10 protein-coding genes, 2 tRNA genes and 1 rRNA gene are annotated in these 12,123 nt (G+C 31.4%); 7 read left to right on the forward strand and 6 right to left on the reverse strand.

The window, feature by feature from the left end; genetic code table 11:
• Positions 1–271 precede the first annotated feature (271 nt).
• The 3 genes from rrf (at position 272) to glcT (ending at position 1,511) form a co-directional block, all read left to right on the forward strand.
• Positions 272–388, forward strand: a 5S ribosomal RNA gene (gene rrf, locus JK634_RS17395).
• 5 nt (positions 389–393) lie between these two features.
• Positions 394–469 (forward strand) — tRNA-Lys (locus tag JK634_RS17400).
• Between the two features lie 175 nt (positions 470–644).
• Complete coding sequence (glcT, locus tag JK634_RS17405) at positions 645–1,511, forward strand: glucose PTS transporter transcription antiterminator GlcT (RefSeq protein WP_202769005.1); 867 nt, start codon at positions 645–647, stop codon at positions 1,509–1,511.
• Positions 1,512–1,541: 30 nt separating this feature from the next.
• Here the strand turns inward: glcT and JK634_RS17410 are convergent, their stop codons facing one another.
• Positions 1,542–2,018: a PTS sugar transporter subunit IIA gene (locus JK634_RS17410; RefSeq protein WP_202769006.1), complete on the reverse strand. Its 477-nt coding sequence runs from the start codon at positions 2,016–2,018 to the stop codon at positions 1,542–1,544.
• Positions 2,019–2,432: 414 nt separating this feature from the next.
• On the opposite strand from JK634_RS17410, the gene nagE reads away from it, so the two are divergent.
• Positions 2,433–3,881 (forward strand): N-acetylglucosamine-specific PTS transporter subunit IIBC, encoded by a 1,449-nt coding sequence (gene nagE, locus JK634_RS17415; RefSeq protein ID WP_202769007.1) that lies wholly within the window; start codon positions 2,433–2,435, stop codon positions 3,879–3,881.
• A 33-nt stretch (positions 3,882–3,914) separates the two neighbouring features.
• On the opposite strand, the gene asnB is transcribed toward nagE, so the two are convergent.
• Entirely contained in the window at positions 3,915–5,756 is a 1,842-nt protein-coding gene (gene asnB / locus JK634_RS17420) for an asparagine synthase (glutamine-hydrolyzing) (RefSeq protein ID WP_202769008.1), read from the reverse strand.
• Positions 5,757–5,888: 132 nt separating this feature from the next.
• A complete protein-coding gene (locus tag JK634_RS17425) occupies positions 5,889–6,326 on the reverse strand; it encodes an RrF2 family transcriptional regulator (protein WP_202769009.1) in 438 nt (145 codons plus the stop codon).
• A gap of 332 nt (positions 6,327–6,658) precedes the next feature.
• Between JK634_RS17425 and JK634_RS17430 the strand changes: the two genes are divergently transcribed.
• Positions 6,659–7,609 (forward strand): L-lactate dehydrogenase, encoded by a 951-nt coding sequence (locus JK634_RS17430; protein ID WP_202769010.1) that lies wholly within the window; start codon positions 6,659–6,661, stop codon positions 7,607–7,609.
• A gap of 90 nt (positions 7,610–7,699) precedes the next feature.
• Positions 7,700–7,775, forward strand: a tRNA-Lys gene (locus tag JK634_RS17435).
• An 80-nt stretch (positions 7,776–7,855) separates the two neighbouring features.
• On the opposite strand, the gene JK634_RS17440 is transcribed toward JK634_RS17435, so the two are convergent.
• Complete coding sequence (locus tag JK634_RS17440; RefSeq protein ID WP_207753669.1) at positions 7,856–9,097, reverse strand: MFS transporter; 1,242 nt, start codon at positions 9,095–9,097, stop codon at positions 7,856–7,858.
• 175 nt (positions 9,098–9,272) lie between these two features.
• Here JK634_RS17440 and JK634_RS17445 point away from each other — a divergent pair, with 175 nt between their 5' ends.
• Positions 9,273–10,175, forward strand: coding sequence for an AEC family transporter (locus JK634_RS17445; RefSeq protein ID WP_202769011.1), 903 nt, complete (start codon positions 9,273–9,275; stop codon positions 10,173–10,175).
• 54 nt (positions 10,176–10,229) lie between these two features.
• On the opposite strand, the gene hydG is transcribed toward JK634_RS17445, so the two are convergent.
• Together hydG and JK634_RS17455 are read right to left on the reverse strand one after the other, a co-directional pair.
• Positions 10,230–11,642, reverse strand: coding sequence for a [FeFe] hydrogenase H-cluster radical SAM maturase HydG (gene hydG, locus JK634_RS17450; RefSeq protein ID WP_202769012.1), 1,413 nt, complete (start codon positions 11,640–11,642; stop codon positions 10,230–10,232).
• Positions 11,643–11,662: 20 nt separating this feature from the next.
• On the reverse strand, positions 11,663–11,914 hold the full coding sequence (locus JK634_RS17455) for a TM1266 family iron-only hydrogenase system putative regulator (protein WP_202769013.1): 252 nt from the start codon (positions 11,912–11,914) through the stop codon (positions 11,663–11,665).
• Positions 11,915–12,123: the final 209 nt, after the last annotated feature.

Consider the following 12,123-nt stretch of genomic DNA (forward strand, 5'->3'; position numbering starts at 1 on the left):
AGGTTGATAGGTGAGGGGTGTAAGTGTGGTAACATATTTAGCTGACTCATACTAATAGATCGAGGGCTTGACCAAATAAAAACAACTGGATATTATGTGCAATTTTGAAAGAACATATTAATACAATAATGTTTTTTCACATTAAAATTGATAGATTCGAGCAGTGCTAGGAGTCAAAGAGCGCGGAGCGGAACGTACTTCAAGTTACGTGAGCACCAAAGGGATGCCGGCGACAACGCAATGCGAAGGATATAGAAATTTTAGAGGTAAAATTGGTGATGATGATACAAAGGTAACACCCCTTCCCATTTCGAACAGGACGGTTAAGCTTTGAGATGCCGATGGTACTGCACGGGAGACTGTGTGGGAGAGTAGGGAATCGCCAATTTATATGGTTTACTAGCTCAGTCGGTAGAGCACATGACTTTTAATCATGGTGTCCGGGGTTCGATTCCCCGGTAAGCCACCAAAATATTAAATATAATTTAGATTTGGAAAGCAACGAGGTAATCCTATAGATATAGGTCCTCGTTTTTTGTATATTATTACATAATTATAGTATGAAATAAAAATATAATAATTGAATTTATATGAAAATATAATTAGAATAAATATATAAGTATGAATGGATAGAGGGTGTAGAAATGCAAAAGGCCTTGGAGCAAGATTGTAAAATTATAAAAGCCTTCAATAATAATATAGTTCTCGTGGAAGCAGGGGGTAGAGAAAAATTATTATTTGAAAAGGGGATCGGCTTTGGTAAAAGACCTGGAGATCAAATTACAAAAGGAACAGAAATAGAAAAGATATTTGTAATAGAAGATAAGGACAATTTAAGAAATTTCAGAGAGTTAACTAATAATGTAGATAATGAATTTATTGGATTCTGCGAGGAATTGATATTCTATATATCAAAAGAGCTAGGAGAAGAATTGAGTGAAAACATTCACATAGCACTAACAGATCACTTATCTTTTGCTATTAAAAGGCTAAAAAACAATGAAGAAATACAAAATCCATTCGTTGCAGAAGTAGAGACACTATACAAAAAGGAATTTAGTTTAGCACAAGATATTGCAGATAGGATACAAGAAAAACTGGGTGTTTATATTCCAGATGGAGAAGTAGGATTTATAGCACTTCATATACACTCTGCTAGAAAGAATGGTAAGCTTTCTAATACAATAAAATATAGTTTTATTAGTAATACAATAATTGAATATGTTGAGGATGCATTAGAAGTTGAAATAGATAGAAAGTCATTAGATTATGCTAGATTTTTAACTCATTTAAGATTTGCAATAGAAAGAATAACCACAAACAGTCCTATTGCAAACGACTTAATACAAGAAATTAAGAAAAAGTATCGAAAGTCATATAAAATAGCTCAGAATGTAGCCGTGATATTAGAAGATAATTTAGAAGATGTTAAGGTTGTGGAAGATGAAGTAGCTTACTTAGCTATGCATATTGAGAGATTTAGAGTTTCGCTAAAAAAGGTTAAAATATAAAGGGTGCTAATATAGCACCCTTTTTTATTATTACTTTTTATAAGTTATAACTGTATCTTTACCAGCATGAACATCTTCACCAATCACAGCATTTAAGTTTTTTAAGTTATCTGGGTTAGTAATTAAAACTGGAGTAATTAAAGATAGACCTTTTGATTTTATAAAATCTCTATCTATTTTTAAGATAGGTGTTCCAGCCTTTATTTTAGAACCTTGCTCAGCTAAAGCTTCAAACCCTTCACCTTCTAGGGATACAGTTTCTAAACCAACATGTATTAAAAGCTCCGTACCATCTGAAAGAGTCATAGCAAAAGCATGCTTTGTTTTAAAAAGTAATGTAAGTTCTCCATCAGCAGGAGCTACGATTAAATCTCCAGTAGTATCAATAGCTACTCCGTCACCAGCCATTTTTTGAGCGAATACCTCATCAGGTACTTGAGATAAGTCAATTGTTTTACCAGATACTGGAGCTATAATTTTAACTTCTTTGCTAAATAATCCAAACATAGTAATACCTAATTATAATAAATAATTAGGATAGTTCACTTCCTTCCTAAAAATAAATTCACTAAATTGTTTTCATGGTATTAAAAAAGGCATAAGTTTATATTAAACTTATGCCTGATAAACAGTAACACGTTTAATTAAATTATAACGTCACAGATATTTGTTGTCAATAACTTAGGGGGATAAATAATAAGTTCTTAAGATTTTAAAAAATTTTTCACTGAAACCGTTGACAAGTAAAATAGGTTGGTATATACTGAATTTGTAATTAAAGATATTAATCGATACAGCGTGTAACTATTTAGGGCATTAGCTGGAAAGAATGTATTATGTATATTCTTTTCAGCTTTTTTATTTGCAATTATTCATTGATAACCATCTGTATCGAAAAAAATTTATTAGGAGGTTTTCAAAATGTCAAAAGGAAACAACAGAGTTCTTGCTTACCTTCAAAGAATAGGTAAGTCATTAATGACACCAGTAGCAGTAATGCCTGCAGCAGCACTTATGTTAAGACTAGGTCAAAATGACGTTTGGGCTTGGACAGGAAATCAATACTTAATGGAAAAAGGAATTCCATGGATGGCAGCAGCAGGAAATGCTGTATTTGGTCACTTAGCATTACTATTTGCTATAGGTATAGCAGTAGGATTAGCTGAAGAAAATAATGGAGTTGCAGCTTTATCATCAGCAGTTGGTTATTTTGTAATTACAGAAGTTGCTGCTACTTTCAATAAAGATATTAATATGGGAGTATTAGCCGGTATTATAGTTGGTATTGTTGCAGGTGAATTATACAATAAGTATAAAGATATTAAAGTACCACAATTCCTTGGATTCTTTGGTGGTAAGAGATTTGTACCAATCGTTACTTCACTTGTATGTTTAATTCTTGGTGTGTTAGCAGGATATGGATGGATAAGAATTCAATGGGGATTAGATACATTCGGTAATGCAGTTGCTAACTCAGGTTCAGTAGGAACATTCGGATTCGGTTTATTAAACAGATTATTAATTCCATTTGGATTACATCACGTAATGAATTCAATATTCTGGTTCCAATTTGGAACATTCACAAATGCAGCTGGAGAAATCGTAAGAGGAGACTTAACAAGATACTTCGCAGGAGATCCAAACTCTGGTCAATTTATGACTGGTTTCTTCCCAATAATGATGTTTGGTTTACCAGCAGCTTGCTTAGCTATGATTACAGCAGCTAAGAAAGAAAGAAGAAAAGAAGTTACTGGTATGTTATTAGGATTAGCATTTACTTCATTCTTAACTGGTATTACAGAACCAATAGAATTCTCATTTATGTTTATAGCACCAGTTCTATACGGAATACATGCAGTGTTAACTGGTGTAGCAGGAGCAGTAACATATGCTCTTAACATGAAAATAGGATTTGGTTTCTCAGCAGGATTTATCGATTATGCATTAAACTTCAATAAGCCAAATACAAGCAATCCATTAGGATTAGCATTAGTTGGATTAGTATTTGCTGCAATTTACTACTTTGTATTCTTATTCTTCATTAAGAAGTTTGATATTAAGACTCCAGGTAGAGAAGATGAAGATGCTGAAGATGTAGAAGTTAGAAGTTCATCAAAAGGTTCATCAGATTTAGCAGTTAAAGCTCAAGGAATACTTGATGCTATAGGCGGAAAAGGAAACGTTGAAACTATAGATGCATGTGTAACTAGAATCAGATTATCAGTAGCTGATGGAAGTAAGATTAATGAAAAAGAACTTAAGAAATTAGGTGCTTCAGGAATTATGAAAATGGGCGAAGGAAACTACCAAATAGTAGTTGGAACTTTAGCTGATCCAATAGTTTCACACATGAAAAAATTAATGAAATAAAATATAAGAGGTTAGGAGAAATCCTAACCTTTTTTATTTAACTAGCTGTATATTATATAGATCTAACCATAAGTTTAGTTGAATTAAATAAGCTATAAATTGTGGGCCCATCATTAACTGTCCATACCAAGGAATCTTATAGGAAGTTCCTTTGGTGTCAACTATCTCTTGAATTTTCTTCTTATCAATAATATTTAGTAATGGAGAAGATGGTGTGTTTAGTATCCTATTCATTTCCTTACACACTTCTTCAGTGTAAATAGGATGATAGGTCTTTGGATAAGGACTCTTTTTTCTCTCAACAATTTCATCCGGAAGTATTCCTTTTAAAGATTCTCTAAGAAGTCCTTTCTCTCGTCCATTGAGGAATTTTATATTAGAAGGTAAGTTAAAGGCATACTGAACTAATCTAATATCTGCAAAAGGAACTCTAACTTCTAGGGAATTTGACATACTCATTCTATCTTTTCGGTTTAATAGATTTACCATAAACCACTTAACATTTAAATAGAATAACTCCCTCATTCTATAATCTAAAGAACTTTCACCATCTAAATGAGATACTCTCGAAATAGAATCATTATAGTTAGCATCTACAACTTCCTGAAGTTTTAAATGCTTAAGAGAAGGATTTAAAATATCTATTTTGCTTGAAGTAGATCTTGCCCAAGGGAAGGTAGTGGCATTCATCATATCTTTATTTGTAAACCATGGGTATCCACCTAAGATTTCATCAGCACATTCACCAGATAAACCAATTACAAAATCCTCCCGAATTTCTTTACAAGCCAAGAGGAGAGATGAATCTATATCTGCCATACCAGGTAGATCTCTAGCAATTAAGGCATCTTTCAAGTTTGTAACTAAATCTAGATTGTTTAACAATATTGTGTGATGACTACTATCTATGTTTTTTGACATAAATAGCGCCCATTCTTCATCAGGGGTTGGCTGGAAAAGTGATGATTTAAAGTAGGTTTCATTTTCTTCAAAGTTAATTGAGTAAGTAGTTAGTTTTTTCCCTTTTGCTTTAAATTCTTTTGATGCAATAGCGGATATTACTGAAGAATCTAAGCCACCTGATAAAAAAGTTGATAGTGGAACATCACCAACCAATTGTCTTGTAATAGCATCAGTTAAAAGTGCTTTTAAGTGTTCTTTGGCATCATCTTGAGTTTCATTAAAATCTTCTGCAGTGAGTTTCCAATATTCTTTTAGATAATATCCGTTTGGTGAAAAGTTCAAAAAGAATCCAGGGGGAATTTCTTTAATATCTTTAAAAATTGCACTTCCTGGTGCAGTAGCAGGACCTAAAGCAAGAAGTTCAGTTAGCCCATCTTCATCTACTTGTGAAGTTATATAAGGGTGAGCAAGTAAAGTTTTTATTTCAGAACCAAATATTAAAGAAGATCCTTTAATTGAGTAAAATAAAGGTTTAACCCCTAGTGGGTCCCTAACTAAGAAAATATTATGAGAATTTTTGTCGTAGATGCAAAAAGAAAAGATTCCATTTAATTTATCTACACAATTAATTCCCCAATGAATATATGAGGTTAATAATACTTCAGTATCAGAATAAGAGTTAAATGTATGTCCATAGGAAAGGAGTTCTTTTCTTAAGTCTTCAGTATTATAAAGCTCTCCATTATAAACTAAAACGTAAGTATTAGAATTGAGATGCTTTATCATAGGTTGTTTTCCACCTTCTGGGTCAACAACTATAAGACGTCTGTGTCCAAGGAGAACATTATTGTTTGAGAAAAAGCCTTCACTATCAGGACCTCTCAGTTTAAGAGTTTCATTCATTGATTCTATAACATTATAGAAAGGGAGTAAATCCTTAGAAAAATCAATCCATCCTGAAATTCCGCACATAGTAATACCTCTCTAAAATATATAATAATTAATTTATAGGTTATACTATGAAATATAAAAACAGATAGTTACAATATGGGACTTAAGTTCGACATAAAATAAAGAAGGTTTTATAAGAATAACTTATAAAACCTAAATACAGAAATCTGGCTCGATTTTTGATTTATACTCTTCAACTAAATCTTCAAGTGATATGTTATCAACCACACTTTCAACAGCTTCTTTCATTTTTTTCCATATGCCAATGGTAACACAGGTTGAAGCACGATCACAGTTTGGATTATCAGTAGCTGCGCAATCAACAGGGTACAATGGACCCTCTAATACTCTTAAGAGCATTCCGATTGTGATTTTTGAAGGTTCAAGAGCTAACATATATCCACCTTGAGAACCTCTAACACTTCTAACATACCCAGATTTATTTAGTGGAGTTATTATTTGTTCAAGATATTTTTCGGAAATTTCTTGACGGGATGCTATATCTTTTAATGGTACTAATTGCTGATTATAGTGTATAGCCAAATCCAACATTAGTTGAATACCGTATCTTCCTTTGGTTGAAATTTTCATAAAGTACACCTACTTTTTAATATAAATTTTCTAGTATACAAATATTATAAAACATATAGGGATACTAGGCAATCTCTAAAAATGTCATTAATTCTATAATTTTCATTGTATGAAAGTTTTAACTGATATTTTTATTATTCATTAGTATATTATAACCCAAATTAAAGGAATTTCAATAATTTATTTAATTTGTATTGAATCCATATTTTAGATAATAAGAAGATTTGAATGATAAATTGTTACAGGTCAATTAATGATATATACTAATTATAATATATAAGAAAGCAATAGTAAAATTGCTTATATAATGTAGTTTTTTAGGAGGGAAAATAATGGCCATAAAGTCTAGAAAAGTTGCTATTGTTGGAACTGGCCTTGTAGGATCCAGTGCAGGCTTTAGTTTAGTTACTCAAGGAGTTTGTGAAGAAATAATAATGATTGATATTAATCATGAAAAAGCTTTAGGTGAAGCAATGGATTTAAGTCATTGTATTGAATATTTAGACCAACACACTAAGGTTAGAGCAGGAAGCTATGAAGATTGTGCAGATGTAGATGCAATAATTATTACAGCAGGTCCACCACCAAAACCAGGTCAAAGTAGATTGGACACTTTAGAGGCTTCAGCTAGAATAATGAAATCAATAGTAGAGCCAATTATGAAAAGCGGGTTTAATGGTCATTTTATTATAATCTCTAATCCAGTTGATATAATGGCATACTATGTATGGAAACTATCTGGACTACCTAAGAGCCATGTAATTGGAACAGGAACCTCAGTTGATTCAGCAAGATTAAAACACTTTATTGCAGATCTAGTTCAAGTAGATCCTAGAAGCGTTCAAGCGTATTCTATGGGTGAACATGGTGATTCTCAAATGGTTCCATGGTCTCATGTATATATTGGAGGAAAGCCTTTTAGTAAAGTAATAAAGGATAATAAAGACAGAATCGGTAATGTAGATTTAGATAAGCTTACCTTAGATACTGCACAGGCAGGATGGGCTGTTTTTAATAGAAAAGGAACTACTTATTATGGAATTGCGACTGCTGCAGTTGGAATAATTAAGGCAATATTTAATGATGAAAATAAAATAATTCCAGTATCAACATTATTAGAAGGAGAATATGGATTTAATAATGTATTTGCTGGGGTACCAGCAGTTTTGAATAAGGATGGAGTAAAAGAATTAGTAGAAATAGAAATGACAGAAGAGGAACAAATTAAGTTTAACAAATCTGTAGAAACAATAAAAAAACATTGCGGTCTACTAAGTATATAAATATATATTTCGGAAAACCTATATAATAGAAAGCTTTGGTTGACAAAAAATATAAAGTGGTATACAATACTTGAGGATGTTGTGCATTAAGATCCACTAGCTCAGTCGGTAGAGCACATGACTTTTAATCATGGTGTCCGGGGTTCGATTCCCCGGTGGGTCACCACAATTATTTAAAATGTAAACTTGCTTAGCTTAAAATATAAAAACTGATTTTTCAATTTGAAAGATCAGTTTTTTACTTTATTAAATAGAGATTTCAGAATTATCATTTTTTACCTTTAAGAATAAAAAACCACCTATAAAGAATAAGATAACTAAACTTAAAATTCCATATTTTGAGCTGCCGGTAATTGTTCCGATTATACCAATTAGGAGTGGTCCTATAACAGCTGAAATTCTTCCAAATATATTATAAATTCCAAAATATTCAGCTGAATTTTCCTTTGGAATTATCTTGCCATAAAAAGAACGACTAAGTGCTTGAATTCCACCTTGTGCACTGGCAACTAAAATAGACAGTATCCAAAAATCAAATTGAGTTTTAATAAAAAATGCGTAAATTGATACTATAGTGTAAGTTATGATGCCTATTAAAATCATAGTCTTAGTAGAGAACTTCTTTGCGAGTATTCCATATAGAATAGCGAAAGGAAAAGCTACTATTTGTATAACTACAAGTATTTTCATTATTGTATTACTATCGATTCCAATATCTATGCCATAGGCAGTAGCCATGGTGAAAACAGTATGAACTCCATCTATATAAAAGAAAAAGGCTAAAAGAAATAGAAAGACATTTCTATTGTTCTTTAATTTTTTTAGTGCAATCCAAAGTTTTTTAAGCTCTTTAATGATTGTTTTAGGGTCATCATCAATATAATATTTTTGGTTAACATTTCTAAGTATCGGAAAAGAAAAAAGTAACCACCATATAGATGTTATTAAAAAAGAAAGTTGAGTAGCAAAGATAGTAGATATTCCTAAGGATGAAGCATTCGTGATAATTAGTATACATATAAGAAAGGGAATGGTACCACCAATGTATCCCCAAGCATATCCGTAGGAAGAGACCTTATCCATTTTTGAATTTTCGGTTACATCTGTAAGAAAAGAATCATAGAAAATATTAGAGCCAGAAAATCCGATCGTAGTAAAAATATAAATAGCTAAGCACATTAGCCAGTTACCTTCAGAAACGGTTGCTAAAAGTGCAGTTGAAATAACTCCAATCAATAAGAAACAAGTAAAAAATTTCTTCTTATAACCTTTATAATCAGCAATTGTCCCTAGAAATGGAGCTAAGATTGAAATAATTAATGTGGCAAGTGCGTTTGCATAACCCCAATATGCTGTAGAAATATTATCTGCCATGTTATTAGCTGCAACTTGTTTGAAAAATACAGGAAGTATAGCTGTTGTAATTACTATTGAATATGCAGAATTACCGAAATCTTGCAAAATCCAGCTTCTTTCATATTTATTCAAGATAGGATCCTCCTAAAAATTATTCTTTATTTAATTATAGAGGAATATAGAGTGCAAAATACATAAGTTAATAAATATTTACTTTTAAAATAAAGTTTTAACTTATACATTTATTTGTTTATAAAGAACTATAGAATTGGTATAATTACATAAAACTTAAATGTAGGGGGCATGTATGAATTTATATTCACAAATTGGGGAAATTTTTTTAATAATGCTAGTAGGTTTCTATGGAAATAAGAAAAAGATATTAAATGAAGAAATTAATAAAGGATTATCATCCTTGCTTATTAATATAACTTTACCGCTTCTTATAATTAATTCGTTTAATATAAAGTATAACAGTGAAATTATTTTAAATCTTTTTAAGTCACTGGGATATAGTTTTCTTTCATTTTTAATTATAATACTAATTTCTAAGCTACTATATTCAAAAGTTAATGGAGAAAAGAAAGAGATATTAAAATTTGCCACAGTATTTTCAAATTGCGGATTTATAGGTTTTCCAATAATTGAGAGTATATATGGAAAAGAAGGATTAGCCTATGCATCTATATTTAATATGGCATTTACAGTATTTCTTTGGAGCTATGGAGTGATGTTGTTTAATGGTAAGGAGAATATAAGGGATTTAAAAAAGATATTTATTAATCCAGGAATTATATCTGTTGTTATAGGAGCGGTAGTTATGGTATCTCCAGTTAAAATGCCATTAGTTATTGAAAATGTCGTTAGTATGGTTGGAGGGATGACAACACCTATTTCAATGATAATAACTGGGAGTATGATGGCCAATGTATCAATAAGGAAGGGAATAAAAGATATTTATTTATACTATGGAGTATTTGCAAAATTAATTTTGGTACCAGTTATTTTATATATAATAGTAATTATCTTAGGAATTAAATCTTTACCTACAAATGTTATTATTGCATGTGAAGCTATGCCAGTAGCAGCAACTACATCAATATTTGCAGAAAATTATAATAAGAATAAAGATTTTGCTGCATTTACAGTGTTTATTAGTACACTGTTTTCGATAGCTACTATTCCTTTAATGTTAAGATTTATAACCTGATAAAATTAAACAAGCTTGGACATAAGTCCAAGCTTGTTTTTAAGATTTTTTATATTAAAAACGTAAATCTCTTTCACCATTTTGGATTCTTTGAAGCTTATCTTCACAAGCTTTTCTAGCTGCTTCATTTGGAATTAATTGAAGATTTTTAGCTATAGCTTCTTCTCCAACTTTTTTAGTTTCTTCATCAGCATAATCAATTAAATATTCTTTAAAAGTTAATAGAGCGTTAGGTTGACAAACATTATGGATTTGTCCACTTTTAGCTAAGGCCATGAATCTTTCACCAGTTCTTCCTTCTCTATAACAAGCAGTACAATAGCTTGGAATATATCCTTGGCTACATAAACTTCTCATTACTTCGCTTGGACTTCTTTCATCACTAACCTCAAATTGAGCTGTATTTTCTTTTTCCTTATTAGTATCAGAATATCCACCTACACCAGTACAAGAACCAGCAGAAACTTGAGAAACTCCTACAGATAAAACTTCTTCTCTGAAACTGGCTTCTTCTCTTGTTGATAAGATAATACCTGTATAAGGAACAGCAATTCTTAAAATAGCTACTAACTTTTTGAAATCCTCGTCCTTAACCATATGAGGATAAGTAGAAAAGTCAACATTTTCAGCAGGTCTTAATCTTGGAACAGATAGAGTGTGAGGACCAACTCCTGTTTCCTTATCAAGATGCTCAGCGTGCAGTAACATAGCAACAGTATCATATTTATGATCATATAATCCGTAAAGTACACCCATACCAACATCATCTATTCCAGCAGCTCTTGCTCTGTGCATTGCAGTAGTGTGCCAATTATAGTCATGCTTAGGTCCTTGAGGATGAAGTCTTTCGTAGGTTGGTTTGTGATATGTTTCTTGGAATAAGATATAGGTACCAATTCCAGCATCTTTTAATTTTTTGTAATCCTCAACGGTAGTTGCGGCTATATTAACATTACATCTTCTTATAGCACCATTATCAAACTTAAGTGAATAAATGGTCTTAAGAGATTCAAGAACATATTCAAGAGGATTGTTTATAGGGTCTTCACCTAGTTCTAGTGCAAGTCTTTTATGTCCCATTGCTTCTAAGGCTTTAACTTCTTCAGCTATTTGCTCTTGAGATAATTTCTTCCTTAATAAATCATTATTGCAGTGTTGATATCCACAGTATTCACAATTATTTACACAATAGTTTGATAAATAAAGTGGAGCAAATAGAACAATTCTGTTTCCATATATTCTTTCTTTTATTTCTCTAGCAACTTTGAACATTTCGTTTACTAAATCTTCGTCTTGAACGGCTAATAAAACAGCAGCTTCTCTATGAGTTAATCCCTTGAAGTCTCTAGATCTTTCAAGTAAAGATTTTACGTAATCCTTGTCTTTTGCTAATTTTTCACCTTCAGAAATACTTTGATGAATTTCTTCCTCAATTATAAATTCTTCAGCCTTGTATTCTCTAATCATAACAACGACACTCCTTAATATTACTTTTTAGTTATAGCAGATTTAACTTGTACATTTGTAACTCTTCCAAGCTTACCAGTTAAGGCACCTATTTCATCTGTTGTCCCATCAACGATAATTGAAATTACTGAAACTCCTTTTTCTTTATAAGGAATGCCCATTCTCCCTACGATGATAGAGGCAAAATCATGAAGTATTTCATTAACTTTAGGTGCAGATTCAATGCTATCAAGAACGATAGCAACTACGCCAACCCTATTTTTATCTTCCATAGAACCTCCAGTAGTACCTTCAATATACTATTGAAAAATTTAATTAAAGTAATTTGTATTCTAAAATATAAAAACCCTCCGCAAAGCAGAAGGTAAATTTTTATAAACAAATAAGTATATTATGCTATCATAGCATCGATATTTGTCTTCAAATCCTTTTGCTTAGTAATACCTTGCAATAAGAAAGAAAATTAGAATAAAAAAGGTTA

The sequence above is a fragment of the Clostridium paridis genome (assembly GCF_016765615.1).
Taxonomy (GTDB): Bacteria; Bacillota; Clostridia; order Clostridiales; family Clostridiaceae; genus Clostridium_T; species Clostridium_T paridis.

Coding starts and splice junctions, on each gene's coding strand:
- JK634_RS17410 (WP_202769006.1), bottom strand. CDS start 2,018: ATGTTTGGATTATTTAGCAAAGAAGTTAAAATTATAGCTCCAGTATCT.
- glcT (WP_202769005.1), top strand. CDS start 645: ATGCAAAAGGCCTTGGAGCAAGATTGTAAAATTATAAAAGCCTTCAAT.
- asnB (WP_202769008.1), bottom strand. CDS start 5,756: ATGTGCGGAATTTCAGGATGGATTGATTTTTCTAAGGATTTACTCCCT.
- JK634_RS17425 (WP_202769009.1), bottom strand. CDS start 6,326: ATGAAAATTTCAACCAAAGGAAGATACGGTATTCAACTAATGTTGGAT.
- hydG (WP_202769012.1), bottom strand. CDS start 11,642: ATGATTAGAGAATACAAGGCTGAAGAATTTATAATTGAGGAAGAAATT.
- JK634_RS17430 (WP_202769010.1), top strand. CDS start 6,659: ATGGCCATAAAGTCTAGAAAAGTTGCTATTGTTGGAACTGGCCTTGTA.
- JK634_RS17455 (WP_202769013.1), bottom strand. CDS start 11,914: ATGGAAGATAAAAATAGGGTTGGCGTAGTTGCTATCGTTCTTGATAGC.
- nagE (WP_202769007.1), top strand. CDS start 2,433: ATGTCAAAAGGAAACAACAGAGTTCTTGCTTACCTTCAAAGAATAGGT.
- JK634_RS17445 (WP_202769011.1), top strand. CDS start 9,273: ATGAATTTATATTCACAAATTGGGGAAATTTTTTTAATAATGCTAGTA.